23 protein-coding genes and 1 tRNA gene are annotated in these 25,226 nt (G+C 70.1%); 14 read left to right on the top strand and 10 right to left on the bottom strand.

Annotated elements, in window-relative coordinates; genetic code table 11:
• Positions 1-10: 10 nt before the first annotated feature.
• The 7 genes from ACH47Z_RS27460 (at position 11) to ACH47Z_RS27430 (ending at position 5,648) form a co-directional block, all read left to right on the top strand.
• The gene (locus tag ACH47Z_RS27460; protein ID WP_399078152.1) at positions 11-871 is read left to right on the top strand and encodes a helix-turn-helix domain-containing protein; all 861 of its coding nucleotides are present in this window, start codon (positions 11-13) and stop codon (positions 869-871) included.
• Between the two features lie 14 nt (positions 872-885).
• Positions 886-961 (top strand) — tRNA-Gln (locus ACH47Z_RS27455).
• A 123-nt stretch (positions 962-1,084) separates the two neighbouring features.
• Positions 1,085-2,533 carry a bifunctional UDP-N-acetylglucosamine diphosphorylase/glucosamine-1-phosphate N-acetyltransferase GlmU gene (gene glmU, locus ACH47Z_RS27450; RefSeq protein ID WP_399078150.1) on the top strand — a complete coding sequence of 483 codons (1,449 nt, stop codon included), beginning with the start codon at positions 1,085-1,087 and terminating at the stop codon, positions 2,531-2,533.
• A gap of 95 nt (positions 2,534-2,628) precedes the next feature.
• The gene (locus ACH47Z_RS27445) at positions 2,629-3,609 is read left to right on the top strand and encodes a ribose-phosphate diphosphokinase (protein ID WP_399078147.1); all 981 of its coding nucleotides are present in this window, start codon (positions 2,629-2,631) and stop codon (positions 3,607-3,609) included.
• Between the two features lie 205 nt (positions 3,610-3,814).
• Positions 3,815-4,411: a 50S ribosomal protein L25/general stress protein Ctc gene (locus ACH47Z_RS27440; protein ID WP_399078145.1), complete on the top strand. Its 597-nt coding sequence runs from the start codon at positions 3,815-3,817 to the stop codon at positions 4,409-4,411.
• Between the two features lie 75 nt (positions 4,412-4,486).
• Positions 4,487-5,089: an aminoacyl-tRNA hydrolase gene (gene pth, locus ACH47Z_RS27435; protein WP_399078143.1), complete on the top strand. Its 603-nt coding sequence runs from the start codon at positions 4,487-4,489 to the stop codon at positions 5,087-5,089.
• A 52-nt stretch (positions 5,090-5,141) separates the two neighbouring features.
• Positions 5,142-5,648 carry a hypothetical protein gene (locus tag ACH47Z_RS27430; RefSeq protein WP_399078141.1) on the top strand — a complete coding sequence of 169 codons (507 nt, stop codon included), beginning with the start codon at positions 5,142-5,144 and terminating at the stop codon, positions 5,646-5,648.
• Positions 5,649-5,712: 64 nt separating this feature from the next.
• Here ACH47Z_RS27430 and ppc read toward each other — a convergent pair whose 3' ends face one another.
• A complete protein-coding gene (gene ppc, locus ACH47Z_RS27425; protein ID WP_399078139.1) occupies positions 5,713-8,445 on the bottom strand; it encodes a phosphoenolpyruvate carboxylase in 2,733 nt (910 codons plus the stop codon).
• Between the two features lie 318 nt (positions 8,446-8,763).
• On the opposite strand from ppc, the gene ACH47Z_RS27420 reads away from it, so the two are divergent.
• Together ACH47Z_RS27420 and ACH47Z_RS27415 are read left to right on the top strand one after the other, a co-directional pair.
• Complete coding sequence (locus tag ACH47Z_RS27420) at positions 8,764-9,774, top strand: acyl-CoA desaturase (protein ID WP_399078137.1); 1,011 nt, start codon at positions 8,764-8,766, stop codon at positions 9,772-9,774.
• Positions 9,771-10,448 (top strand): TetR family transcriptional regulator, encoded by a 678-nt coding sequence (locus tag ACH47Z_RS27415; protein WP_399078135.1) that lies wholly within the window; start codon positions 9,771-9,773, stop codon positions 10,446-10,448. The genes ACH47Z_RS27420 and ACH47Z_RS27415 overlap by 4 nt, the downstream gene beginning before the upstream one ends.
• Before the next feature lie 15 nt (positions 10,449-10,463).
• Here the strand turns inward: ACH47Z_RS27415 and ACH47Z_RS27410 are convergent, their stop codons facing one another.
• Both ACH47Z_RS27410 and ACH47Z_RS27405 read right to left on the bottom strand, forming a co-directional pair.
• A complete protein-coding gene (locus ACH47Z_RS27410; protein WP_399078133.1) occupies positions 10,464-10,823 on the bottom strand; it encodes a VOC family protein in 360 nt (119 codons plus the stop codon).
• A gap of 2 nt (positions 10,824-10,825) precedes the next feature.
• Positions 10,826-11,650 carry a trans-aconitate 2-methyltransferase gene (locus ACH47Z_RS27405; RefSeq protein WP_399078130.1) on the bottom strand — a complete coding sequence of 275 codons (825 nt, stop codon included), beginning with the start codon at positions 11,648-11,650 and terminating at the stop codon, positions 10,826-10,828.
• An 89-nt stretch (positions 11,651-11,739) separates the two neighbouring features.
• On the opposite strand from ACH47Z_RS27405, the gene tamR reads away from it, so the two are divergent.
• Positions 11,740-12,237, top strand: coding sequence for a MarR family transcriptional regulator TamR (tamR, locus tag ACH47Z_RS27400; RefSeq protein WP_399078128.1), 498 nt, complete (start codon positions 11,740-11,742; stop codon positions 12,235-12,237).
• Here tamR and ACH47Z_RS27395 read toward each other — a convergent pair.
• Complete coding sequence (locus ACH47Z_RS27395) at positions 12,196-12,963, bottom strand: LuxR C-terminal-related transcriptional regulator (RefSeq protein ID WP_399078126.1); 768 nt, start codon at positions 12,961-12,963, stop codon at positions 12,196-12,198. The genes tamR and ACH47Z_RS27395 overlap by 42 nt on opposite strands.
• 305 nt (positions 12,964-13,268) lie before the next feature.
• Between ACH47Z_RS27395 and ACH47Z_RS27390 the strand changes: the two genes are divergently transcribed.
• Positions 13,269-13,727 carry a GNAT family N-acetyltransferase gene (locus tag ACH47Z_RS27390; RefSeq protein WP_399078124.1) on the top strand — a complete coding sequence of 153 codons (459 nt, stop codon included), beginning with the start codon at positions 13,269-13,271 and terminating at the stop codon, positions 13,725-13,727.
• On the opposite strand, the gene ACH47Z_RS27385 is transcribed toward ACH47Z_RS27390, so the two are convergent.
• The 3 genes from ACH47Z_RS27385 to ACH47Z_RS27375 all read right to left on the bottom strand — a co-directional run bounded on the left by ACH47Z_RS27385 (position 13,724) and on the right by ACH47Z_RS27375 (position 16,640).
• Positions 13,724-13,876 (bottom strand): hypothetical protein, encoded by a 153-nt coding sequence (locus tag ACH47Z_RS27385; protein WP_399078122.1) that lies wholly within the window; start codon positions 13,874-13,876, stop codon positions 13,724-13,726. The genes ACH47Z_RS27390 and ACH47Z_RS27385 overlap by 4 nt on opposite strands.
• 716 nt (positions 13,877-14,592) lie before the next feature.
• The gene (locus ACH47Z_RS27380; protein WP_399078120.1) at positions 14,593-14,928 is read right to left on the bottom strand and encodes a hypothetical protein; all 336 of its coding nucleotides are present in this window, start codon (positions 14,926-14,928) and stop codon (positions 14,593-14,595) included.
• A 20-nt stretch (positions 14,929-14,948) separates the two neighbouring features.
• On the bottom strand, positions 14,949-16,640 hold the full coding sequence (locus tag ACH47Z_RS27375; RefSeq protein ID WP_399078118.1) for a sodium:solute symporter family protein: 1,692 nt from the start codon (positions 16,638-16,640) through the stop codon (positions 14,949-14,951).
• A gap of 190 nt (positions 16,641-16,830) precedes the next feature.
• Here ACH47Z_RS27375 and galT point away from each other — a divergent pair, with 190 nt between their 5' ends.
• The 3 genes from galT to galK are packed head-to-tail and all read left to right on the top strand — an operon-like array spanning position 16,831 to position 20,005.
• Entirely contained in the window at positions 16,831-17,892 is a 1,062-nt protein-coding gene (galT, locus tag ACH47Z_RS27370; protein ID WP_399078116.1) for a galactose-1-phosphate uridylyltransferase, read from the top strand.
• Positions 17,889-18,851 (top strand): UDP-glucose 4-epimerase GalE, encoded by a 963-nt coding sequence (gene galE, locus ACH47Z_RS27365; RefSeq protein ID WP_399078114.1) that lies wholly within the window; start codon positions 17,889-17,891, stop codon positions 18,849-18,851. Before galT ends, galE begins: the two co-directional genes overlap by 4 nt.
• Positions 18,851-20,005 (top strand): galactokinase, encoded by a 1,155-nt coding sequence (gene galK, locus ACH47Z_RS27360; RefSeq protein ID WP_399078112.1) that lies wholly within the window; start codon positions 18,851-18,853, stop codon positions 20,003-20,005. Before galE ends, galK begins: the two co-directional genes overlap by 1 nt.
• 502 nt (positions 20,006-20,507) lie before the next feature.
• Here galK and ACH47Z_RS27355 read toward each other — a convergent pair.
• From ACH47Z_RS27355 to ACH47Z_RS27345, 3 genes are all read right to left on the bottom strand, one after another.
• Entirely contained in the window at positions 20,508-21,191 is a 684-nt protein-coding gene (locus tag ACH47Z_RS27355; RefSeq protein WP_399078110.1) for a LuxR C-terminal-related transcriptional regulator, read from the bottom strand.
• A 212-nt stretch (positions 21,192-21,403) separates the two neighbouring features.
• Positions 21,404-23,224 carry a PQQ-binding-like beta-propeller repeat protein gene (locus tag ACH47Z_RS27350; protein WP_399078108.1) on the bottom strand — a complete coding sequence of 607 codons (1,821 nt, stop codon included), beginning with the start codon at positions 23,222-23,224 and terminating at the stop codon, positions 21,404-21,406.
• 100 nt (positions 23,225-23,324) lie between these two features.
• Complete coding sequence (locus ACH47Z_RS27345) at positions 23,325-25,124, bottom strand: PQQ-binding-like beta-propeller repeat protein (RefSeq protein WP_399078106.1); 1,800 nt, start codon at positions 25,122-25,124, stop codon at positions 23,325-23,327.
• Positions 25,125-25,226: the final 102 nt, after the last annotated feature.

Here is a 25,226-nt window from a genome sequence, read left to right as displayed (position 1 = left end):
CGGTATGCGTATGACACATGCACCTGGCAAATACGCCGACTTCGAGGGGCTGCGGGATCGGGCGGTGGCCTTACGGCGGGCGGGGCTCAGCCTCCGGCAGATCCGCGACGAGCTGAAGATCTTCAACAACGACATCCTCAACCAGCTGGTGAAGGGGGAGCCGCCGCCGGAGTGGACCAAGCGCCCGAACGCGAAGGACGACCTCCGCGCGAAGGCCCGGGAGCTACGGCTCCAGGGGTGGACGTACGACCAGATCGAGGCGGAGCTGGGGTGCTCGCGGAGTTCGGTGTCGCTGTGGGTACGAGATCTGCCGCGGCCCGAGCCTCGATACACACCGGAGGAGCAACGCACGCTCATGCAGGAGGGCCTGGCAAAGCGCCGCGCCACAGAGCGGGAGAAACGCGAGCAGACCAAGGTCGCTGCGCAGCGAGAGAACAGCGAACTCACCGATCGCGATCTCTTCATGGTGGGCGTCGCGCTCTACTGGGCAGAAGGATCGAAGAGCAAGCCCTACGACCGCCGCGAGCGCGCGATCTTCGTCAACAGCGACCCTGGTGTGATCAAGACCTACCTGGCTTGGCTGGACCTGCTCGAGGTAGACCGCGAACGCCTGACTTTCCGGTTGCTCATCCACGAGTCGGCAGACGTCGAGGCGGCGCATCGCTTCTGGGCCGCCGTCGCCGACATCGACACGTCGGTCTTCGCCAAGCCGACGCTGAAGAAGCACAACCCGAAGACAGTCCGCAAGAACGCCGGAGACGACTACCACGGGTGCCTGGTCATCGGTGTAGCCAGGAGCGCCCACTTGTACAACCGCATCGAAGGCTGGTGGGCCGGAATCGTGGCCCAAGCCGAGGCACGTCTCGGGTAAGGTCTGAAGCGCTGTCCCCCGTGGTGTAACTGGCAGCACACTAGATTTTGGATCTAGTAGGACAAGGTTCGAATCCTTGCGGGGGAGCCACAGCACACAAAACCTAGGTTCGGGCCCTGACCTCCCCGTCAGGGCCCGCTCTCATGTCCGCCAGAAGTCCCCCCGGTATCCTGCGGCTGTATCCCACTCACCCCCAGCCGAAGGGCAACCCCCGTGAGCGCCATCCGCCCGGCCGCCGTCGTCGTTCTCGCAGCGGGTGAGGGCACCCGTATGAAGTCGGCCACACCGAAGGTCCTGCACCAGATCTGCGGCCGTTCCCTCGTGGGCCATGTGCTGGCCGCTGCTCGTGAGTTGGACCCGCAGAACCTTGTCGTCGTCGTAGGCCACGCCCGTGAGCAGGTCGCCGCGCACCTCGCCGAGATCGACCCGGACACCAGGACCGCCGTGCAGGCCGAGCAGAACGGCACCGGGCACGCCGTACGGATGGGGCTGGAGGAGCTGGGCGGGGCCGTGGACGGGACCGTCGTGGTCGTCTGTGGGGACACGCCCCTGCTCACCGCCGACACGCTGAAGCAGCTCGCCGGGACCCACGCCGCCGACGGCAACGCCGTGACCGTGCTGACCGCCGAGGTGCCGGACGCGACCGGGTACGGCCGGATCGTGCGCGACGACGCCACCGGTGCTGTCACCGCCATCGTCGAGCACAAGGACGCCACCGACGCCCAGCGGGCGATCCGGGAGATCAACAGCGGGGTGTTCGCGTTCGACGGGCAGTTGCTGGCGGACGCGCTGAAGAAGGTGCGGACGGACAACAGCCAGGGTGAGGAGTACCTCACCGACGTGCTCGGGATCCTGCGCGAGGCCGGGCACCGCGTCGGCGCCTCCGTGGCCGGTGATCACCGGGAGATCGCCGGGATCAACAACCGGGTGCAGCTCGCCGAGGCGCGGCGGATTCTCAACGACCGGCTCCTCACGCGAGCGATGCTCGACGGGGTCACCGTCGTCGACCCGGCCACCACATGGATCGACGTGACCGTCACCTTCGAGCGGGACGCCGTCGTGCACCCGGGTACGCAGCTCACCGGTTCCACGCACATCGGCGAGGGCGCCGAGGTCGGGCCGAACAGCCGGCTGAAGGACACCCGGGTCGAGGCGGGGGCGCGGGTGGACAACACGGTGTCCGACTCCGCTCACATCGGTCCGAACGCGTCCGTGGGGCCGTACGCCTATCTGCGGCCCGGTACCCGGCTGGGTGCGAAGGGCAAGATCGGTACGTACGTCGAGACGAAGAACGCGTCCATCGGGGAGGGCACGAAGGTGCCGCATCTCTCCTATGTGGGTGACGCGACGATCGGTGAGTACACGAACATCGGTGCCGCGAGTGTCTTCGTGAACTACGACGGTCAGGAGAAGCACCACACCACCGTCGGGTCGCACTGCCGGACGGGTTCGGACAACATGTTTGTGGCTCCTGTCACGGTCGGGGACGGTGCTTACACCGCTGCCGGGTCCGTGATCACGAAGGATGTGCCGCCCGGTTCGCTGGCCGTGGCCCGTGGTCAGCAGCGGAATATCGAGGGCTGGGTGGCCCGGAAGCGTCCGGGGAGCGCGGCGGCGAAGGCGGCCGAGGTGGCGTCCCGGCAGGGCGAGAACGAGGACTGACCGGAATCGTGTGCGCCAAACACGGCGTACCGTGATAAGTGCACATCCACACAAGTGCATACCCGCTGCTGAGACACCTCTGAGGAGACTGTGCTGTGACCGGGATCAAGACGACCGGCGAGAAGAAGTTGATGTTCTTCTCCGGCCGCGCCCACCCCGAGCTTGCCGAGGAGGTCGCCCAGCAGCTGGGTGTCGGGGTCGTCCCGACGAAGGCCTTCGACTTCGCCAATGGCGAGATCTACGTCCGGTACCAGGAGTCGGCACGTGGTGCGGACTGCTTCGTGATCCAGAGCCACACGGCTCCGATCAACCAGTGGATCATGGAGCAGTTGATCATGATCGACGCGCTGAAGCGTGCGTCGGCGCGCTCCATCACGGTGATCGTGCCGTTCTACGGTTACGCGCGGCAGGACAAGAAGCACCGGGGTCGTGAACCGATTTCGGCGCGTCTGGTCGCGGATCTGATGAAGACGGCGGGTGCCGACCGGATTCTGACGGTGGATCTGCACACGGATCAGATTCAGGGGTTCTTCGACGGTCCGGTGGACCATCTGTTCGCGCTGCCGCTGCTCGCCGACTATGTGGGCGAGAAGGTGGACCGGGACAAGCTGACGGTCGTGTCTCCGGACGCGGGCCGGGTGCGGGTGGCGGACCGCTGGTGCGACCGGCTGGGTGCGCCGCTGGCGATCGTGCACAAGCGGCGTGACAAGGACGTGGCGAACCAGGTGACCGTCCACGAGGTCGTGGGTGAGGTCAAGGGCCGGGTGTGTGTGCTGGTCGACGACATGATCGACACCGGTGGCACGATCTGTGCGGCTGCCGACGCGCTGTTCGCGCACGGTGCCGAGGACGTGATCGTCACCGCGACGCACGGTGTGCTGTCGGGTCCGGCCGCGGACCGGCTGAAGAACTCCCGGGTGAGCGAGTTCGTGTTCACGAACACGCTGCCGACGCCGGCGGAGCTGGGCCGGGATCTGGACAAGATCAGGGTGCTGTCGATCGCTCCGACGATCGCGAGTGCGGTGCGTGAGGTCTTCGAGGATGGTTCGGTGACCAGCCTCTTCGACGAGCAGTGAGGTTTCTGCGCACCGTGCGCTAGCGCTCGCTGGTGATCGTTTTGGGTACGGCCTCCCGGTCCGAGTAGACTGACGAAGTTGCTCGGCGAGGGAGGCCGTAGTCGTGTCTGCGATTACGGCGGTCCGTTATCGACGCGCTCTTCGTAGCAGGCCGTTCGTGGCCGGGTGACCCCGTCCGTTCCTACCTCTACGAGGAGTGATCAGCATGTCCGAGGTGAAGATCTCCGCCGAGACCCGTACCGAGTTCGGCAAGGGTGCCGCCCGTCGCATCCGCCGCGACAGCAAGGTTCCGGGTGTTCTGTACGGTCACGGCTCCGAGCCGCTGCACCTGACCCTGCCGGGCCACGACCTGCTGCTGGCGCTGCGTACGCCGAACGTCCTGATCTCCCTGGACATCGACGGCAAGACCAACGAGCTGGCGATCCCGAAGGCCGTCCAGCGTGACGCGATCAAGGGCTTCCTGGAGCACGTCGACCTGCTGCTGGTCAAGCGTGGCGAGAAGGTCACGGTCGAGGTTCCGGTGCACGCCGAGGGCGAGCTGGCCCCGGGTGGCAACCTGCTCGAGCACGTCCTGAACACGCTGACGGTCGAGGCCGAGGCCACGCACATCCCCGAGGCCGTGACGGTCTCCGTCGAGGGTCTGGCGGCCGGTGCCTCCGTCCACGCCAAGGACATCACGCTGCCGAACGGCGTGACCCTGGCCGTCGAGGAGGACGCGGTCGTGCTGCAGGTCCTGCAGGCCCAGGCCGAGGAGACCGAGGGCGAGGCCGCCGAGGGTGCGGAAGAGGCCGCGGAGGCCTGATCGCCGTAGGCGTCATCATCTGTTCAGCCGCTGCTTCCCTCCCGGGGAGCGGCGGCTGGCGCGTATCAAGGAGACATGGACGTGACCACCCCCGCCAGTGATCCCTGGCTGATCGTCGGGCTCGGTAATCCCGGGCCGGAGTACGCCATGAACCGGCACAACGTCGGGTTCATGGTGGTGGACCTGCTCGCGGAGCGGATCGGGGGGAAGTTCAAGCGGGCGGGCAAGGCGCAGGCGCAGGTGCTGGAGGGGCGGATCGGTCCGGTGGGGCCGGCGAGCCGGCGGGTCGTCATCGTCAAGCCGACGTCGTACATGAATCTGTCGGGCGGGCCGGTGAACGCGCTGCGCGACTTCTACAAGGTGCCCGTGGCGAACATCGTCGCGGTCCATGACGAGCTGGACATCGACTACGGCGTGCTGCGGCTGAAGCTGGGCGGCGGGGACAACGGGCACAACGGGCTGAAGTCGATGACGAAGGCGATGGGTGCGGACTATCACCGGGTGCGGTTCGGGATCGGGCGGCCGCCGGGGCGGATGCAGGTGGCGGACTTCGTGCTGAAGGACTTCTCGTCGGCGGAGCGCAAGGAGCTGGACTACTTCGTGGACCGGGCGGCGGACGCGGTGGAGTGTCTGCTGGCGGAGGGGCTGGAGCGGGCGCAGAGCACGTACAACTCCTGACATGTACTTCTACGGCGGACACGGGAGTTGACCCGCTGTGCGGGTATGGCCAATGATCCCGGCCATGCCTGCCACAGCCAGCTCAGCCCGTCAGGTGTCCGTGTCCGCGCTGCGGTTCGGGCGGGTCGCGGCCATGGGCGCGGTCGCCGCGCTGATTCTGTTCGCCGGGGTGTGGGGTTCCTGGGGGACCGCGCAGCACGTGATGCTGGCGAAGGGGCGTGAGGCCGGTACGGTCCGGGTGACGGCGTGCGCCGGGGGTACGTGCAGCGGTCCGTTCACGCCGACGTCGGCGGGGGCGGGGGCACGGGCGCGCGTGGAGCTGCCGGAGTCCGTCGCGGTACGGAAGGGGCAGACGTACGACGTCGTCCTGAAGCCGGGTACGTCGGACGCGGTGCGGTCGGGGCCGGCGGGGATCCTGTACGCCTGGGTGCCGCTCGGCGGGGCACTGTTGCTGGCGTCGGTGGTGGTCGCGGGCGGGATGCGGCTGACGCGGGTGGCGTGGGTGCTGGGGCTGTCCGGGGTGGGGTTGCTGACGGCGGCGTTCGCGGCGGTGCAGTGACTCTCTGAAAAAGGGTGCCCCCTGGGTCGTACGACCTCGGGGGCACCCTTTTTTTCGTAGCTGCTCAGCCGGTGTTGCGCAGGCCCGCCGCTACGCCGTTGACGGTGAGGAGCAGGGCGCGGGAGAGCAGCGGGTCGGGTTCCGCGCCTGCCTCGGCCGCGTCGCGCTGGCGCTTGAGCAGGGTGACCTGGAGGTAGGAGATCGGGTCCAGGTAGGCGTCGCGGATGGTGAAGGTCTGCCGCAACGCGGGCTGGGCGTCGAGCAGTTCGCGCTCGCCGGTGACGCGCAGGACCTCGCGGACGGTCAGCTCGTGCTCGGCCCTGATGGTGTCGAAGACGTGCTTGAGGTCGTCGGGGACGAGGGTGTCGACGTAGTGCTGGGCGATGCGCAGGTCGGTCTTCGCGAGGGTCATCTCGACGTTGGAGATGAAGTTCTGGAAGAAGTGCCACTGCTCGTGCATCTCGTCGAGCACGGTGTCGAGGCCGGCTTCGCGCAGGGCCTTGAGGCCGGAGCCGACGCCGAACCAGCCGGGGACGATCTGCCGGGACTGGGTCCAGCCGAACACCCACGGGATGGCGCGCAGGCCGTCGAGGCCGGCGCCGGAGTCGGGGCGCCGGGAGGGGCGGGAGCCGAGGTGCAGGTCGGCGAGCTGGTCCACGGGGGTGGAGGCGAAGAAGTAGGCCGGGAGGTCCGGGTCCTCGACCAGGCGGCGGTACGCGGCGTGTGCGGCATCGCTGACCACGTCCATCGCCGCGTCCCAGCGGGCCAGGGCCTCGTCGGACTGGCGGGGGGCGGTGTGCAGGGCGGAGGCCTGGAGGGTGGCGGCGACGGTCAGTTCCAGGTTCTCCCGGGCCAGGGACGGGATGAGGTACTTGTCGGAGATGACCTCGCCCTGCTCGGTGACCTTGATCTCGCCTTCCAGGGTGCCCCAGGGCTGGGCGAGGATGGCGTCGTGGGAGGGGCCGCCGCCGCGGCCGACGGTGCCGCCGCGGCCGTGGAAGAGGCGCAGGCGTACGCCGTAGCGGTGGGCCACGTCGCGCAGGCGGCGCTGGGCGCGGTGGATCTCCCACTGGCTGGTGGTGATGCCGCCGAACTTGGAGGAGTCGGAGTAGCCGAGCATGACCTCCTGGACGTCGCCGCGCAGCGCGACCAGGCGCCGGTAGGACGGGTCGGAGAGCATGTCCTCGAGGATGGTGTCGGCGGCGCGCAGCTCGTCGGTGGTCTCCAGCAGCGGCACGATGCCGATCTTGGCCCAGCCGGCGTGCAGGTCGACCAGGCCGGCCTCGCGGGCGAGGACGGCGGCGGCGAAGACGTCGTCGGCGCCCTGGCACATGGAGATGATGTAGGACTCGATGACCTCGGGGCCGAAGACCTCCAGGGCGCGCTTGACGGTCTCGAAGACGCCGAGGGTCTTGGCGCCGGCCGCGTCGACGGGTGCGGGGGTGGGGGCCAGCGGGCGGCGGGAGCGCAGTTCCTTGGCGAGGAGCCGGGTGCGGTACTCGCGGGGCATGTCGGTGTAGCACCAGGACTCCTCGCCGAGGCGGTCGAAGAGCTGGCCGAGGGCGTGGTGGTGGGCGTCGGCGTGTTCGCGGACGTCCATGGTGGCGAGCTGGAGGCCGAAGGCGGCCAGGGTGCGGATGACGCGGCCGAGGCGGCCGTCGGCGAGGAGGCCGCCGCGGTGCTCGCGCAGCGAGGTCTGGACGAGGCGGAGGTCGGCGAGCAGTTCGCCGGTGCCGAGGTAGTCGCGGCCGGTCTCGTGCGGGGTGCCCGTGGCGAGGCGCTGCTTGGTGTTCTCCAGCTTCTGCCGGATGCAGGTGGCCTTGAGCCGGTAGGGCTCCTCGGCGTTGAGGCGCTTGTAGCGGGGGCTGATCTCGGGCAGCTTCTCCAGGTCGGCCTGCAGGGACTCCAGCAGCTCTTCGGTGGCCCCGGCGTAGCGGATGGAGTTGGAGAGCAGGCCGCGCAGTTCGTCGATCATCTGCAGGGCGTCGTTGATGCCGTGCTCGTGCTGGAGGATGAGGACGTCCCAGGTGACCTGGGGGGTGACGTTGGGGTTGCCGTCGCGGTCGCCGCCGATCCAGGTGCCGAAGGTGAGGGGGCGGGTGGCGTCGGGGAGCTTGACGCCGACGCGCTCCAGCTCGGCCGTCAGGTCCTCCAGGACGTCACCGACCGCGTCGGCGTGCAGTTCGTCGAGGTAGTAGATGGCGTTGCGGGCCTCGTCGGCGGGCTCGGGCCGTACGACGCGCAGCTCGTCGGTCTGCCACACCAGGTCGATGTTCTCGGCGAGGCGGACGTCGTGGCGGCGGCGGTCGGAGTCGAGGACGGGGGTGTCCAGGAGTGCGGCGATGCGCCGGAGCTTGTTGAGGACGGACCGGCGTGCGGCCTCGGTGGGGTGTGCCGTGAACACCGGGCGAACGTTCAGGTGCTCGACCGTCTGGCGCAGGTGCTCGGGGTCGGCGTCCTTGAGCCGGTCGGCCGTACGGGCGAGGAGGCCGCCCTCGGCGGCGCGGCGGGCGCGCAGCTCGCGGCCGCGGTGCACCTGTTCGGTGACGTTGGCGAGGTGGAAGTAGGTGGAGAAGGCGCGGACCAGTTGGGCCGCGGTCTGCAGTTCGGTGCCGCGCAGCAGCTCGGCAGCGGCCTCGCCGTCCTCGCGGGTGAGGCGGCGGACCTTCTCGACCAGCTCGAGGAGCTCGGGGCCCTCCTGCCGTACGAGGGTCTCGCCCAGGAGATCACCCAGTCGGCGGATGTCGGCGCGCAGCTCGCTGCCGGTCGTGGTGGTCTGGTCGTCGGCACTGCTCACAGGTGCGGCTCCTTGCAGTGGTGAAGCTCAGCTGGGAGGGGGACCCGTCCGGCTGCCGCGCGGCGGGCGCGGCATACGGGCCGGAGTGTCCGGGAAGGAAACTTCAGCGGACCGCGCTGTCCGACCGAGTCCAAGGATAGGTGTCCGCGCGGACGCGCAGGCTGTCGGGCTCTTGCCGGGGCGCGACACGCTGCCATACTTACGACGCCGTAGGTTACGGAACCGTAGGGAAGTGACCTTCAGGGAAGTACGTTCACTCCCGCCCGGTCCCGGCGGCCCGGCTATCTGCCCCGACCCTCGACCCCACAGGGGACGCGCATGACCTCGACGAGTTCCGATGTGATCGAAGAAGCCCGGAAGGCCACCGACACTCACACTCCCTCCGCCACGCTGGGCGGCGAGCAGAAGCGTTCGATCGAACAGATCACGCTGCTCCTGTTCATCATCGTGCCGTTCCTGGCACTGGTGGCGGCCGTGCCGCTGGCCTGGGGCTGGGGGGTGAGCTGGCTCGATCTGGGCCTGCTGGTCTTCTTCTACTTCCTGGGGTGCCACGGCATCACGATCGGTTTCCACCGGTACTTCACCCATGGTTCGTTCAAGGCCAGGCGGCCGCTCAGGATCGCGTTGGCGATCATGGGGTCGCTGGCCGTCGAGGGCCCCCTGGTGCGCTGGGTGGCCGATCACCGCAGGCATCACAAGTTCTCCGACGCCGAGGGCGACCCGCACTCTCCGTGGCGGTTCGGGGAGACGGTTCCGGCGCTGATGAAGGGCCTGTGGTGGGCCCATATCGCCTGGATGTTCGACGAGGAGCAGACCCCGCAGGAGAAGTACGCGCCGGATCTGATCAAGGACCCGGCGATCCGGGCGATCTCCCGCCAGTTCGTGATGTGGACGGCCGTGTCGCTCGCGCTGCCGCCGCTGGTCGGCGGTCTGGCGACGATGTCCTGGTGGGGCGCGTTCACCGGGTTCTTCTGGGGTTCGCTCGTCCGGGTGGCGTTGCTGCACCATGTGACGTGGTCGATCAACTCGATCTGTCACGCGGTGGGCAAGCGGCCGTTCAAGTCGCGGGACCGTTCGGGCAACGTGTGGTGGCTGGCGGTGCTGTCGTGCGGTGAGTCGTGGCACAACCTGCACCACGCCGACCCGACCTCGGCGCGGCACGGGGTGATGCGCGGCCAGATCGACTCCTCGGCCCGCTTCATCCGGATCTTCGAGCGGCTCGGCTGGGCGTACGACGTGCGCTGGCCGTCACGCTCGCGTATCGATTCGCGCCGGAACACCGGTGATGACGACTCCCGGAGCCGGAAGGCTGCCGCTGAGACGGCATGATGGAGGCCGTGGCGACCGACTCCAGCAGCACCTCCAGCAACGATAAGCAGCGGCGGACCCGCCGGACCCGGATGACCGGCGCCGAGCGCCGCCAGCAGCTGCTGGAGATCGGTCGCACCCTCTTCGCGGCGAAGGGCTTCGAGGGCACGTCGGTGGAGGAGATCGCGGCGAAGGCCGGGGTGTCCAAGCCGGTGGTGTACGAGCACTTCGGCGGCAAGGAGGGGCTGTACGCGGTGGTGGTGGACCGCGAGATGCGGCGCCTGCTGGACATGGTGACCAGTTCGCTGACCGCCGGGCACCCGCGTGAGCTGTGCGAGCAGGCGGCGTTCGCGTTGCTGGACTACATCGAGGAGAACACGGACGGCTTCCGCATCCTGGTCCGTGACTCCCCCATCCCGCAGTCGACGGGCTCCTTCGCCTCGCTGATCTCCGACATCGCCACGCAGGTGGAGGACATCCTGGGCCGCGAGTTCAAGAGCCGGGGCTTCGACCCGAAGCTCGCCCCGCTGTACGCCCAGGCCCTGGTCGGCATGGTCGCCCTGACGGGCCAGTGGTGGCTGGACGTCCGCCGCCCGAAGAAGGCGGAGGTCGCGGCGCACCTGGTGAACCTGGCGTGGCACGGGCTGGACGGGCTGGAGCAGAAGCCGCGGCTGATCGGACACCGCAGGGCGTAGCCCGGGGGGCCACGGTTACCGGGGCTGGAGGAACTCCAGCCGGTTGCCCACCGGGTCCTGCGAGTAGAAGCGCAGATGGCCGGGGAGGTTGTCGTCCCAGGTCACTGGGGCGCCGAGGGTTTCGAGCCGGGCGGCGTACGCCTCGATCTCCGTCACCCGTAGCCCCGGGTGGGCCTTCTTCGCCGGCCGGAAGTCGTTCTCGATGCCGAGGTGGAGCTGGACGGCACCGGCCTGGAACCAGCAGCCGCCGCGCGCGGCCAGTACCGGGGGCTTGGGGATCTCGGTCATGCCGAGGATGCCGGCGTAGTACGACCGCAGGGCGTCCTCCGAGCCGGGCGGGGCGGCGAGCTGGACGTGGTCGACGGCGGCGAGCATCCTCAGGCCTCCTTCGTGGCGACGGCGAACAGGCGGCGGAACGGCATGACCGTGCCGTACGGCGCGCTCGGGTAGGCCTGCCGCAGCAGGTCCCGGTACTCGGTGAGGAACGCCTCGCGTGCCTCGGGGTCGTCGGCGAGCGCGGTCAGGGCGGGCCTGAGGCCGGTGCCCTTCACCCAGTCCAGGACCGGGTCCTCGCCCTCGAGGACGTGGTAGTACGTCGTCTGCCACACGTCGGCCGCGCATCCGAGGCGGGCGAGGCGGTCCAGATAGGCGCCGGGGGTGTGCACGGAGTCGGTGCGGCGCAGGACGTCGGCGAGGCGGTCCTTCCAGCGGGGCGTCCCGGCGAGGTCGCGCATCAGGGCGTGCAGCGGGGCGTCGATGTTGTCGGGCACCTGGAAGGCGACGGTGCCGCCCGGCCTGAGGGCGGTGATCCAGTCGGCGAACCGGTCGGTGTGGCCCGGCACCCACTGGAGGGTGGCGTTGGAGACGATCAGGTCGTACGGCTCCTCGGGCGTCCAGGTGCGCACGTCGGCGGGGGCGAAGTCCAGGCGGCCGCCGCCGGCCGTGGGGCCCTCGTGGTCGGTGTGGGCCTTGTCGAGCATCTCGGGTGAGTTGTCGTAGCCGGTGACGTGCGCGTGAGGCCAGCGTTCGGTGAGCAGGACGGTGACGTTGCCCGGCCCGCAGCCGAGGTCGGCGATGCGGGGTGCCGCCGTGGGCAGGGCGGGGACGCGGGCGAGGAGGTCGGCGAAGGGGCGGGCCCGGTGACCGGCGTGCCGCAGGTACTGGCCGGGGTCCCAGACGGGGTTGGACACGGAGTTCGTCATGTCTCCCACTCTCCCCCCAAGATTATCTTGACGTCAAGAGACTTGAGGTCAAGAGACTTCACGTCGACACAACCACTACACTGATCTCCATGGAGGACGAGGTCGATCGGCTGGTCGCAGCGTGGCGCCGGGAGCGCCCGGACCTCGACGTGGAGCCGCTGGAAGTGCTCAGCCGGGTGAGCAGACTGGCCCGGCATCTGGACCGCGCACGCCGGCTCGCCTTTTCCGAGCACCAGCTGGAGCCCTGGGAGTTCGACGTGCTGACCGCGCTGAGGCGCGCGGGCACGCCGTATCAGCTCTCCCCCGGCCAGCTGCTGACCCAGACCCTGGTCACGTCGGGCACGATGACCAACCGCATCGACCGGCTGGCCAAGAAGGGTCTGGTGGAGCGGCTGCCCGATCCGAGCGACCGGCGGGGCGTGCTGGTCCGGCTGACCGAGACCGGCCAGGACCGCGCCGACCAGGCGCTCGCCGGGCTGCTGGAGCAGGAGCGGGCGATCCTCGGCGAGCTGTCGCGCGCCCAGCGGGCGGAGCTGGCCGGGCTGCTACGCCAGCTGACCGCCCCGTTCGACAACATCCCCGGCTAGCTCGGCCGGTCCGACGCCCGCGCGCCGGGCGAGCGCCACGGCGGCCAGCGTGGAGTGGACGCCCAGCTTGCCGAGGACGTTCTGCATATGGGTGCGCACGGTGTGCGGGGAGAGGAACAGCCGCTCCGCGACGGCCTTTCTGCCCAGCCCGGCGACCATGCAGCGCAGCACCTCCCGCTCGCGCGGGGTGAGGGACTCCACCAGTCGCTCGCTCTCGGTACGGTGCCGGCGGGCGGCGGTGAGTTCGCGCAGCACGCCGGTGAGCAGGGCGGGCGGCAGATGGGTCTCGTCGCGCAGCACGCCCCGGATCACCGTCAGCAGCCGGGACAGCGAGCAGTCCTTGGCGACCCACCCCGAGGCCCCGGCCTGCAGCGCGAGCGCCGCCCGCCGGGGGTCGTCCTTCTCGGCGAGTACGACGGTCCGCACGCCGGGCTGCGCGGCGCGCACGCCCGTGACCAGCGAGATCCCGTCGACGAGCCCCTCCGCGTTGCCCTCCTGCACGGGCACCGCCGGGCGGCTGCCGGGCACGGTGCCGCCGAGATCGGCGTCGACCAGCAGGACGTCGTAGCGCCGCCCCTCGCCCGCGGCCCGCTCCAGGCAGCGCAGCGCCGCGGGGCCGCTGCCGGCGGCGGAGACGTCGACGTCGGGCTCGGCGGCCAGAGCGGCGGCGAGCGACTCGGCGAAGATCCGGTGGTCGTCCACGACCAGGACTCGGATACGAACCACGAAACCCCCTTCCCCAGGCTCCGCGCGGAGCAGGGGATACCCAAGGTGAGGAAAGCCTGGACGACCTGAAAGGCCATGCGAGCGGTGACCCTCGCGGGCACGACACCCACGGAGTACGACACCCGCGGAAGGGACGCGCGCCGCACGGCCGCCGCCGTCGCGGAGACTGCTACCCCCACCGCGGGCGTCGTACCCGCATGTCTTGCCCCCTGATCGGCACCGGCCCCCACCGGTGCTGCTCCTCAGAGTACGGATGCGGGCACGCAGCGGAAGGAGATTTACAGAACTGGCTGTCCGCCGCGTTTATGGTGTGCCGCATGTTTCGTATTGAGGCGGAAGTCGACAAGGGCCGACGTGATCTGCTCCGCTCGCGGCTGCGGGACGCCAACACGGCGGCGTCCCCGGTGCTGGCGGCCCTGCGCGGCACGCCCGGCGCACGCGAAGTCCCCCTCCACGTCTGGGCGCTGGACGAGACCGGCGACCTGGCGGGCGGCCTGGTCGGCCACACCTGGGCGACCTGGCTGCACGTCACCTACCTCTGGGTCGCCCCCGCCCACCGCGGCACAGGCCTCGGCACCCGCCTGCTGTCCGAGGCCGAACACCTCGCCACCACCACCCGCGCCTGCACCGCCGCCCGCCTGGAGACCTGGGACTTCCAGGCCCCGCGCTTCTACGAGAAACAGGGCTACGAGGTGGTGTGCGTGATCCCGGACTATCCGCCGGGAATCACGGAGTACACGCTGACGAAGCGGCTGGTCCCCTAGGAGTCCTGCGCGTCCTGGGCGAGCCCCATGTCCTTCGCGCTGTAGCGGGGCAGGTCGGTGGTGTCGATCGTCCAGGTACCGAGGTCGGTGGAGACGGTGACCGGCTCGCCGTAGAGGAGGTGCAGCCGGTTCTCGAAGCTGTGCGTCACTGATCTCGGGCCGGGCGAAGCCCGGCAGCGGAGAGATGCGATCACGGCGGTCCCGCAGGCGCCGGTACAGGGTTTGCTGAGTCATGGGTCCTTCCGCCCCTCAGCATGACGACGACAACCTTCCGGTGCGGGCGTCGCGTGGCGGGCCGAGGCCGGTGCGAGCACCCGTCGTCGACAACGCCGGCTTCCTGCTCCCTTCGGTCCCTCCAGCCGCTGGAGACCGGCCGGGGTGGCAGCCCCGACGGGGACCGGGATCTCGGCCCGGACCGTCAGCCCTGCGCCAGTCCGCCGGGTGCCCCACCGCGCGGCCAGAGCTTCGGTGATCAGCAGTCCGCGTCCCCGGTCCTCCTCCGGTCCCGGCCGTCCGGCCTGGGCGATCAGTCCTGCGGCGATCGCCTCCAGATCGTCCGTCGAGCCGGCCGGCAGACCCCCGGCAGGCCGTGAGCAACCTCTGTGGGGGCCTGCATGGCGGACGCTCCCCCAGCGCGGCCGACACGGGCGCCTCGGGACCTCGCGATGAGCAGCGCGTCAGCGAGGGCGTCGACCGACTGAGCGGCCAGGGTGTCCCGTTCAGCGGCACCGGTGGCGGGGCCCCGCTTCGAGAGTGCCTCTCTGGCACGGTCCAGGAGGCGATCGGCCAGGCCGAGTTGCACGTTCTCGAACCGGTCGGCCGGGGACGGCCCGCGCCTCTACGGCGGAACCGTCCCGACCGACGGTCACTCCTCCGGCGAATTCTCCGCAGGAACCGGCGGCGGAGTAGGACGCAGCTTCAGCCAGGCCAGGAAGAAGATGCCCAGCAGGAGCATGCCGAGGCCGGTCCAGAGGTTGATGTTGACGCCCTGGGCCTTGTCGATGGCGGAGCGGGAGTCGGTGATGCCGGTGATCGTGACGATGACGCCGTACAGCACGAACAGGCCGCCGATGATGCGGCGCAGGTCGAAGATGCGGGCCGCGGTCGCGGACTTGGTCTCCAGCTCGGTGACCTCGCGCGCGACCCCCGCCTCGGTCCAGTGCTCGTGACGGTCGGGGTGGTGCTCGGAGTGTTCGCTCATGGTTTCCTCGGTCCTCCGCGTCAGAACGAGAACGGGATGTAGCAGGCGGCGGCCAGGACGACCGCGCCCCAGCCCAGCAGGGCCGGCTTGCGGTACCACGCCTCGTCACCGGGCGCCGGCGCTTCCGCCATGCCGGGGGAGCGGGTGCCGTAGACCAGGCCCTGGAGTTCCGTCGCCGGCTTCGGCCTGGTGAACAGGGACACCGCGACCATCACGACCGCGCCGGCGACGAAGCCCGCGATCGCGGAGACGAAGTTGGCGCCCTGGTCGGAGGGGATCGAGATGATGCCCTTCTTGTAGAGCACGAAGTAGTTCACCATCGCGGTGACGGTGCCGGCGAGCAGGCCCCAGAAGCCGGCCTTGGCGGACGCGCGCTTCCAGAACATGCCGACGATGAAGACGACGAACATCGGCACGTTGAAGAAGGAGAACAGCGTCTGCAGGTAGCTCATGATGTTCGAGAACGAGGACGCCAGGAACGCCGTACCGACCGAGGCGGCCACGCCGATCGCGGTGATCAGGCGGCCGAAGCGGACGTAGTACGCGTCCTCGCGGCCGGGCATCACGTACTTGGCCCAGATGTCGTTGGTGAACACCGTGTTGAAGGACGACACGTTCGCCGCCATGCCCGCCATGAAGGCCGCCAGCAGTCCGGTGACGGCGATGCCGAGCACGCCGTTGGGCAGCAGCTCCTGCATCAGGTACGGGATGGCGTCGTTGTACTGGTAGCCGGAGCCGGCCGAGCCGAAGTGCGGGACGACCGCGGCGGCGACCAGGCCCGGGATCATCACCAGGAAGACGATGAAGATCTTCGGATAGGCCGCGATCAGCGGGGTGCGCCGGCCGGCGGAGAGGTTCTTCGCGGACAGGGCGCGCTGCACCTCGGCGAAGTTGGTCGTCCAGTAGCCGAAGGAGAGGACGAAGCCGAGGCCGAGGACGATGGTCAGCCAGTTCGCGCCGAGCGGGTTGGCGCTGCCGATCCCGGTGCCGCCCCACGCACTGGTGAAGTTGTGCCCGTGGGTCGCGGTGAGCTTGTCGGTCAGTCCGCCCCAGCCGCCGACCTTCTTCAGGCCGAGGATGGTGATCGGGATGAGGGCGGCCAGGATCACGAAGAACTGGAGCACCTCGTTGTAGATCGCCGAGGAGAGGCCGCCGAGGGTGATGTACGCGAGCACGAAGGCGCCGGCGACGACGATGGCGACCCACTGCGGCCAGCCCAGCAGGGCCTCGACGACGATCGCGAGGGCGTAGAGGTTGACGCCCGCGATCAGGATCGCGGCGAACGCGAACAGGATCGAACTGAGCAGGTGGGCGGCCCGGTCGAAGCGCAGCAGCAGGAACTCGGGGACCGAGCGGACCTTGCTGCCGTAGTAGAAGGGCATCATCACCAGGCCCAGGAAGACCATGGCGGGGATGGCGCCGATCCAGTACCAGTGCACGGTGTACGCGCCGTACTGGGCGCTGTTCGCGGCCATGCCCAGGATCTCGGTGGCCGCCAGGTTCGCCGAGATGAAGGCGAGGCCGGTGATCCAGGCGGGCAGCGAGCGTCCGGAGAGGAAGAAGTCGAGGCTGGTCTTCACCGAGCGGCGGGCCGCGAAGCCGATGCCGAGCACGACGACGAAGTAGATCGCCAGGATCGTGTAGTCCAGCCAGTTGGTGGGGAGCCGTAGCCCCGCCGCCAGATACGTGTGCGCATATGTGGGGGTTTGCATAAGAACTCGCTTCGTTGCGCGAACTGATCCAGAGCGGAACCTACGCCTCCGCCTTCAGATATTGAACACTTCTGTTGGGGTTCTTTGTTTGATCGTGATGAGACCTGGTGGTGATCGGTTGTGGTCTGTTATGTTTGATTGTGTTGAGTGATTGGGTTCGGGACGCAGAGGGACGTAGAGGAGTCCGGCGTTGAAGAAGACCTCGACACGGCTGGCCGACGGTCGTGAGCTGATCTACTACGACCTTCGGGACGACACCGTGCGGGACGCCGTGGACCGCCGTCCGCTCGACCGCACGGTCACCACGTCCGAGATCCGCCGGGACGAGCTGCTCGGCGACGCGATCGCGGTCGCCTCGCACCGCCAGGGCCGGACGTACCACCCGCCGGCCGACGAGTGCCCGCTGTGCCCGACGCAGGGCGAGCGGCTCAGCGAGATCCCGGACTCGTCGTACGACGTGGTCGTCTTCGAGAACCGTTTCCCCTCCCTCGCCGGCGACTCCGGCCGCTGCGAGGTCGTCTGCTTCACCTCCGACCACGACGCCTCCTTCGCCGACCTCACCGAGGAGCAGGCCCGGCTGGTGCTGGACGCCTGGACCGACCGCACCTCGGAGCTGTCGCACCTGCCCTCCGTCGAGCAGGTCTTCTGCTTCGAGAACCGGGGCGAGGAGATCGGCGTGACCCTGGGCCACCCGCACGGGCAGATCTACGCCTACCCCTTCACCACCCCGCGCACCGCGCTGATGCTCCGCTCGCTCGCCGCGCACAAGGAGGCGACCGGCGGGGAGAACCTGTTCGACGCGGTCCTGGAGCGGGAACTGGCCGGTGAACGGGTCGTTCTCGAGAGTGAACACTGGGCCGCCTTCGTGCCGTACGCGGCGCACTGGCCGTACGAGGTGCACCTGTACCCCAAGCGTCGCGTGCCCGACCTGCTCGCGCTCGACGAGGCGGCGCGCACAGAGTTTCCCCAGGTGTATCTGGAACTCTTGAGGCGCTTCGACCGGATCTTCGGCACCGGTGAGTCTCCGACGCCGTACATCGCGGCCTGGCACCAGGCCCCGTTCGGCGCGCTGGAGGAGTTCGACGGGGTGACGCGGGACGACTTCGCGCTCCACCTCGAGCTTTTCACCATCCGCCGCACTTCCGGCAAGCTGAAGTTTCTCGCGGGTTCCGAGTCCGGCATGAGCGTGTTCATCAACGACGTGCCGCCGGAGCGCGCGGCCGAGCGACTGCGAGAGGTAGCGAGTTCATGAAGTACCTGGTGACGGGCGGGGCGGGGTACGTCGGCAGCGTGGTCGCCCAGCACCTGCTGGAGGCCGGCCACGAGGTCACCGTCCTCGACAACCTCTCCACCGGCTTCCGCGCGGGCGTGCCCGCCGGTGCCGCCTTCGTCGAGGGCGACATCCGCGACGCCGCCAAGTGGCTCGACCCCTCCTACGACGGCGTGCTCCACTTCGCCGCGTCCTCGCAGGTCGGCGAGTCGGTGGTGAAGCCGGAGAAGTACTGGGACAACAACGTCGCCGGCTCCCTCGCCCTGCTCGGCGCGATGCGCGAGGCGGGCGTGCGCCGGCTCGTGTTCTCCTCCACGGCGGCGACGTACGGCGAGCCGGAGCAGGTCCCGATCCTGGAGAGCGCCCCCACGAAGCCGACCAGCCCCTACGGCGCCACCAAGCTCGCCGTCGACCACATGATCACCAGCGAGGCGCACGCCCACGGCCTGGCGGCGGTCTCCCTGCGCTACTTCAACGTGGCCGGCGCGTACGGCGCCTACGGCGAGCGGCACGACCCCGAGTCGCACCTCATCCCGCTGGTCCTCCAGGTCGCCCAGGGCCGCCGCGACGCGATCTCGATCTACGGCGACGACTACGCCACTCCCGACGGCACCTGCGTCCGCGACTACATCCACGTGGCCGACCTGGCCGAGGCCCACCTGCTGGCCCTGCAGGCCGCCGCCCCCGGCGAGCACCTGATCTGCAACCTCGGCAACGGCAACGGCTTCTCCGTCCGCGAGGTCATCGAGACGGTCCGCCGGGTCACCGGCCACCCGATCCCGGAAGTGGTCGCGCCGCGGCGGGGCGGCGACCCGGCCGTCCTGGTCGCCTCGGCGGACACGGCCCGCGAGAAACTGGGCTGGAACCCGTCCCGCGCGGACCTCGCGGGGATCGTCGCGGACGCCTGGGAGTTCGCGCAGCACATCGCAAAGGAGCACTAGTGGGGGCACAGCAGGTCGCGCACCGCTTCACCGAGCTGTACGGCGCCGAGCCGGAGGGCGTGTGGGCGGCGCCGGGCCGGGTCAACCTGATCGGCGAGCACACCGACTACAACGACGGCTTCGTGATGCCGTTCGCGCTGCCGCACCAGGCGACCGCGGCGGTCTCGCGCCGCACCGACGGCGTACTGCGCCTGCACTCGGCGGACATCGAGGGCGGCGTGGCCGAACTGCGCGTCGACACCCTCGCCCCCGGGGGCGACCCGGACTGGACGGCGTACCCGGCGGGCGTGGTCTGGGCCCTGCGCGAGGCGGGCCACGCCGTGACCGGCGCGGACGTCCACCTGTCTTCGACGGTCCCGACGGGCGCCGGCCTCTCCTCCTCGGCCGCCCTGGAGGTCGTGATCGCGCTGGCGCTCAACGACCTCTACGACCTGGGTCTTCAGCGCTGGCAGCTGGCCCGGCTGTGCCAGCGCGCCGAGAACGTCTACGTCGGCGCGCCGACCGGGATCATGGACCAGACGGCGTCGGCCTGCTGCGAGGCCGGCCACGCCCTCTTCCTCGACACCCGCGACCTGTCCCAGCAGCAGATCCCCTTCGACCTCGCGGCCGAGGGACTGCGCCTGCTGGTCGTCGACACCCAGGTCAAGCACGCGCACAGCGGCGGCGAGTACGGCAAGCGCCGGGCCGGCTGCGAGAAGGGCGCGGCCCTGCTCGGCGTCGACGCCCTGCGGGACATCCCGTACGCCGACCTGGACGCGGCGCTGGCCCGGCTGGGGGACGAGGAGGAGGTACGGCGCCTGGTCCGGCACGTGGTGACGGAGGACGAGCGGGTCGAGCGGGTCGTGGGCCTGTTGAGGGCGGGCGAGACCCGCGCCATCGGCCCGGTCCTCACCGAGGGCCACGCCTCCCTGCGCGACGACTTCCGCATCTCCTGCCCCGAGCTGGACCTGGTCGTCGACACGGCCCTCGCCTCCGGTGCCCTGGGCGCCCGCATGACCGGCGGCGGCTTCGGCGGCTCGGCGATCGTCCTGACGGAGGCCACCGAGGTGGACACCCTGACCAAGGCCGTCGAAGAGGCCTTCGCGGCCGCGGGCTTCACCGCGCCGCGCGTCTTCGAGGCGGTGCCGTCGGCGGGGGCCGTCCGGCTGATCTGACGCCCGCCCCCGCCACGACCCGCACCGGCCTCGTACATGCTCGACGTGCACGAGGCCGGTGGCGTCTTCGTCGGCCGTAGGTCGGCCACATCTTCTCGGTGTTGGCGCCGCTGTAGAGCGAATGCCAGCTGTAGCTGGTCACCTGGCGGTCCGGCGCCTCGGACTGCACCCGGATCGCGACGTGGTACCCGTCCGGGCGCGTGTCGGCCACCGTCAGATAGATCTGGGGGGCGATGCAGTGGCCGTCGTACCTGAAGGTTCCGGAGCCTTGCGCCCCGGTGACGTACGCGCCGACATTGCCGGCGGCCGCGGGCCCCGCGGCGAGGGCCACAGCGCCCAGGGCGGCGCCACACTCTCAAGCAGCGCCCGCTGAAGCCCGGACATCTCGCTGACGAGAAGGTGAACCGCAACGTCGGCCTCGTTGATCCGTCCGCCTCCCCAAGCAAAGCGGCACCCCGCCGGCGCGGGCAAGCGAAACCCGCCCCCGCCCAGCACCAGACACTTACTCAGGACCGGAACTCAACGGGCCCGCCCGGTCCAGCAGTCCCGTCCGCGCGGCCAGTGCCGCCGCCTCCAGCCTCGACCCGACGCCCAGCTTCATCAGTACCCGCTGCACATGCGTCCGCGCGGTGCTGGGCGCGATGCCCATGCCGGCCGCGATCAGCCGGGTGTCCTCGCCGTCGGCCACCCGGACAAGGACTTCCACCTCCCGCGGCGTGAGCATCTCCAGCAGCCGCTGTGCCTCGTCGTCGGGCTGGGCGGCCGGGTTGAGGAGTTCACCGAACGCGCCCTGGAGCAGTTGCGGAGCCACCGCGGCCTCCCCGGCCCGCGCCTTCATGATGGCCCGCTCGACGCCCTCGATCCGCTCGTCGTGCCGGACGTACCCGGACGCCCCCGCGGCGAACGCCGCCGCGATGCCGCGCGGCGACGGCACCGGGCCGAGCACCAGCACGGCGACCTGCGGCCGCTCCCGCTTGATCTTCACCACCGGGTCGAAGACGCCCGGTTCGGCCGGTGCCGCCGTGCCCAGCAGGCACACCTCCGGCGCCCGCGCGATCACCAGATCCGCCGCGCCCGCGGCCGGCGCCGCGGCGGCGAGCACGCGGTGCCCGCGCAGCTTGAGCGCCGACGCCAGCGCCTCCGCGAGCAGGCGATGGTCGTCGACGACCATGAGCCGTACTCCCATAGAGCCACCCCCCAGTCCCCCCATGGATGCCCCACTATGGACGTCCACCGGTCCGCAAGGACAGAGGGCCCCCCGGCACCTCGCCCTTCATGCCCCCGGAAGCTACACGCTTGTTCGACGTATTGCTGCCCCTCTTGATGAGAAGTGCCCCGGATCGATGAAATCCGGGGCACTTCTTGGTATGTCACCCATTCGGGCGAGAGTCGCGACGGTCAGCCGTTCGTGCCGTACGCGATCACCAGGTCCTGCTTGCCGTCCGCCGAGGACGAGGTGCCCTTCCGCTGGGCGAAGACCTGCGCCATGTAGAGCCGGCCGTCGCCGAAGAGGATCTCCGCGTAGTCCGGGAGCATGGTGCCCTCGACCTGCCGCACGCTCCGCGTGGCCGGGTTCTCCAGCAGCTTGGTCATCGTGAAGGACCCGCCGTCGATGCTGACGATCTGGCCGCCCTTGTCGTACGGCGGCTGCTTGTAGGCGATCAGGTTGCCGCCGTCCATGCGCAGCGGGAACATCAGATAGCCGTCGCCGGCCTCGGCGCGCTGGCCGGTCGGCTTGCCGGTGTTCAGGTCGAAGGCCACGATCTCGTTGGTCTTGCTGAGCGGGCCGCCGTTGCCGTCGTGCTCCGCCGTCGGCAGGTACAGCTTGCCGTTGCCCGCGACGATCTCCTTGCAGTACTCGATGCGGGTGAGGGCGTCGCAGCGGCCCCCGTACGTATCGGTGGGCGCGGAGATGTGAGCGAGCAGCTTGCCGCTGTTGGCGTCGATGGAGAAGTAGTCCGAGACGCCGCTGCCGGTGGTCGCGTTGTTGCCGACGTCGGCCGCCACCACCAGCGGGTCGGTGGAGACGATGGCGGCGTCCTGGATCCCCTGGTCCATCCGGTACTCGGAGATCACCTTCCCCGTCTTCGGGTCGAGGTTCTGGATGCTGACCTGACCGTTCTCGGAGTCTCCGCAGTGGCGCACCGCGACCAGCCTGGTGCCGCCGCCGTAGCCCGCGTCGTAGCAGTCGCCCGCCTTCGGCAGCCACAGCGCCTTGCCCGAGTCGAGGTCGAAGGCGGCACCGCCGTCGCTGTCACCGACCGCGACCGTGCGCTGAGCGACCGTCACATTCTGGTAATTGACCGGATAGTCACCGGAGTTGACCGACTTTGTCCACAGCTTCTTGCCCGCGTCGAGATCGATCGCGGCGATCTGGGTGCACCCGGCGAAGCTCTTCTTGGTGTTCCACTTCGGCTGGTAGACGATCGCGGTCTTGTCGTCGGACGTGGCGTGCTGGCTGGCCGCGCAGACCGGGCCGGGCAGCTTGATCGTCCACAGCTTGGTGCCCTTGGCCGGGTCGTAGCCGACGATCTCGGCGACGCCGCTCTTGGCGTACACCTTGTCGGTCAGCCACGAACCCGCGGTGCTGGTCGTGTCGTCCGTGGTGGGCAACGGGACCTCGAACAGCACGTTGGCCGCGGGGTTGCCCGGCACCTTCTCCTTGCCGCCGGTGGACGTGCCACCGCTGCCGCCCTTGTCGTTCCCGCCGCCCGAACCTCCGCTGGAGGAGGCGGTGGTGTGCTTCTTGCCGTCGCCACCGGAGGAACTGGCGTACCAGATGCCCCCGCCGACGATCAGCGCGATGGCGACGACCGCCGCGACGACGATGAGCAGCGTGGCGTTGTTCCGCCCGCCGCCGCTCTGCCCGGTCTGCGGCTGCATCGGCACGGTCGGCGGCTGGCCGGGATAGCCGTAACCCGGCTGCGCGCCCTGCATGGGCTGCGTGGGCTGGGCGTACGGGTTCTGCGGCGCGGGGGCGCCGTAGGGCGCGGCCGGCTGCGGCCCGCCCGGGTAGCCGTAACCCGGCTGCGGGGCCGGCTGCGGATAGCCGTACCCGGGCTGAGGCTGCGGCGGGGGCTGCTGGGCCGGGGGTGTCGGCGGGGCGGCCGGCGGCTGGTTCGGCGGCGCGCCCGGGGGCGGGCCGGCGGGTGGGCTCGGGGGGCCGAAGCCGGGCTGCTGCGGGGGCTGGTTCGGCGGCGGAGGGGGCGGCTGGGTCATGACGCGGGCACCTCGGTGAGGCTCGGACGGCCGGATGGCCGTCCGGCACAGGGACGGGGACGGACGACGGACAGGGAAGAAGGAAGGCGCGGGCCGCGGCTCAGTTGCCGAAGGCCATGATCAGCTTCTCCTTCGACTGGTCGCTGCCGGACAGCCGGCCGGAAGAGATGAAGAACCGCCCGTCGGCCCAGTCGATGACGCCGTCGTAGAAGGTGTCCTCTATCTCGGCCGTGCCCGACGGGTTCTGCAGCAGCTTCGCGGGAGCGTGCGAGGCGCCGCCGACCGGGATCGACACCACCTGGCCGCCCGTGTCGTACGTCGGCTGCACGTACGCGACGAGCTTGCCGCCGTCCTCCTTCATCGGGTACATCGGCTCGGCCGCCGGGGACTTGACCCGCCACTTCGCCTTGCCGTCGGCGAGGCCGATCGCGACGATCTCGTTGGCGCTGCTGGTGGTGTCCGTCGGCAGGTACAGCGTGTCGGCGTCCGCGACGACGCCCTGGCAGCCCTGGAGGTCGCGTTCGAGGATCTGCCAGCCGCAGCGGGGGCCGAACTTCTCGTTGACCTTGACCTCCGAGCGGAACGTGCCGTCCTTGGTGAAGGTGGAGATGTTCCAGGCCTTCTTGTCCTGGTTGGTCAGGTAGACCACCAGCGGGTCGACCGAGAACGTCCGGCTGACCTGCCAGCCCTTCTTGACCGCCTGGCTCCACCTGACCTTGCCGGTGGCCGGGTCGAGCTCCTGGATCTCGTCGTGCTCGTTGTCCGAACCGGCGCCGCAGGACGACACCTGGATCAGCCGGCTCGCACTGCCCGCGTACGCGGCCGGGAAGCAGGCCGAGCCGTACTTCTGCTTGTCGTACAGCTTCTTGCCGCTGTCGATGTCGTACGCCGTGCCCGACTCCGAACGGGAGACCAACAGCGTCCTGCCGCTCACGGTCAGCTCGACGTTGAGCGCGCTGTCGAACAGCCCGCCGTCGGCGACCTGGCCGCTCCAGCCCTTCTGGCCGGTGGCGAGGTCGATCTGCTGGAGCTGGTTGCACTTGGCGCTGTCGCTGACGCCGTTCATGTACGCCACGACGACCTTGTCGTCGGCCGACTTCTGCGGGGTGACCGCGCAGATCTTCTGCGGGAAGCTGATCGGGCCCCAGGCGGGCTTGCCGTCGCCGGTGCCGTAGGCGAAGACCTGCTTGTACGCCGCTTTCGCCACCACCTTGTCGGTGACCCACATGCCGGGCGCGTCCGCGCCGGAGCCCGGGGCGTCCGGCGCCGAGTGGTACCAGAGCACCTTCGCCTCGCCCGCCTTGCGGGCCGCGTTCAGGTTCTCCGGGTCGTCGCCGCCGCCGGTGGACGGGCTCGGCGAGCCGGAGGCGTTCTTGGGGTCGTCGCTGTGCTGCGCGACGGGCTTCTTCTTGCCGCCGTCGCCGCTGGTCACCGCGTACACGGTGCCGCCGATGACGGCCAGCGCGGCCACCGCGGCACCGATGATCAGCGCCGTCTTCTTCTTGCCGCCGCCGGGCGCGGCACCGGGCGCGCCCGGGTACGGCGGCTGCTGCGGGTACCCGTAACCGGGCTGCGGCGCGGCTCCGTAGGGGCCCGGCTGCTGCGGGTAGCCGTAGGGGCCCGGGGTGCCCGGCGCGGTGGGGGCGCCGTACGGGCCCGGCTGCTGCGGGTATCCGTACCCGGGCTGCGGAGCGGCCGGCGGCTGCGGCGGGACCGCGGGCGGCTGGGCCGGCGGCGGAGGGGTGCCCTGCGGGGTACCAGGGGCATTCGGCGCGCTCGGGGCGCCGAAACCGCCCTGGACCGGCGGTGTTTGCGGGGCGCCGAATCCGCCGCCCTGTGGCGGCTGGTCCTGCGGCGCTCCGAAACCGCCGTACGGCGGCTGGTTGGGCGGCTGAGTCATCAGCGCTCTTCCCCCGTTCACTGATTTTTAGCCACGCCCTGCGGGTCGTGACCGACCCAAGGTCGCTTCTCAGACAGTTCTCAGACGGCCCTTTCTATCACC

The sequence above is a fragment of the Streptomyces sp. NPDC020192 genome (assembly GCF_044388685.1).
Taxonomy (GTDB): Bacteria; Actinomycetota; Actinomycetes; order Streptomycetales; family Streptomycetaceae; genus Streptomyces.
Note: the sequence above shows the minus strand (reverse complement) of the source record. Positions and strands in the feature narration are given on the sequence as shown.

Bases quoted from the DNA above. Each gene is read 5' to 3' on its own strand.
- ACH47Z_RS27460 (WP_399078152.1), top strand. From the start codon at position 11: ATGACACATGCACCTGGCAAATACGCCGACTTCGAGGGGCTGCGGGAT.
- ACH47Z_RS27440 (WP_399078145.1), top strand. From the start codon at position 3,815: ATGTCCGAGGTGAAGATCTCCGCCGAGACCCGTACCGAGTTCGGCAAG.
- pth (WP_399078143.1), top strand. From the start codon at position 4,487: ATGGACGTGACCACCCCCGCCAGTGATCCCTGGCTGATCGTCGGGCTC.
- ACH47Z_RS27430 (WP_399078141.1), top strand. From the start codon at position 5,142: ATGATCCCGGCCATGCCTGCCACAGCCAGCTCAGCCCGTCAGGTGTCC.
- ACH47Z_RS27420 (WP_399078137.1), top strand. From the start codon at position 8,764: ATGACCTCGACGAGTTCCGATGTGATCGAAGAAGCCCGGAAGGCCACC.
- ACH47Z_RS27415 (WP_399078135.1), top strand. From the start codon at position 9,771: ATGATGGAGGCCGTGGCGACCGACTCCAGCAGCACCTCCAGCAACGAT.
- ACH47Z_RS27410 (WP_399078133.1), bottom strand. From the start codon at position 10,823: ATGCTCGCCGCCGTCGACCACGTCCAGCTCGCCGCCCCGCCCGGCTCG.
- ACH47Z_RS27405 (WP_399078130.1), bottom strand. From the start codon at position 11,650: ATGACGAACTCCGTGTCCAACCCCGTCTGGGACCCCGGCCAGTACCTG.
- tamR (WP_399078128.1), top strand. From the start codon at position 11,740: ATGGAGGACGAGGTCGATCGGCTGGTCGCAGCGTGGCGCCGGGAGCGC.
- ACH47Z_RS27390 (WP_399078124.1), top strand. From the start codon at position 13,269: ATGGTGTGCCGCATGTTTCGTATTGAGGCGGAAGTCGACAAGGGCCGA.
- ACH47Z_RS27380 (WP_399078120.1), bottom strand. From the start codon at position 14,928: ATGAGCGAACACTCCGAGCACCACCCCGACCGTCACGAGCACTGGACC.
- ACH47Z_RS27375 (WP_399078118.1), bottom strand. From the start codon at position 16,640: ATGCAAACCCCCACATATGCGCACACGTATCTGGCGGCGGGGCTACGG.
- galE (WP_399078114.1), top strand. From the start codon at position 17,889: ATGAAGTACCTGGTGACGGGCGGGGCGGGGTACGTCGGCAGCGTGGTC.
- ACH47Z_RS27355 (WP_399078110.1), bottom strand. From the start codon at position 21,191: ATGGGAGTACGGCTCATGGTCGTCGACGACCATCGCCTGCTCGCGGAG.
- ACH47Z_RS27350 (WP_399078108.1), bottom strand. From the start codon at position 23,224: ATGACCCAGCCGCCCCCTCCGCCGCCGAACCAGCCCCCGCAGCAGCCC.
- ACH47Z_RS27345 (WP_399078106.1), bottom strand. From the start codon at position 25,124: ATGACTCAGCCGCCCAACCAGCCGCCGTACGGCGGTTTCGGAGCGCCG.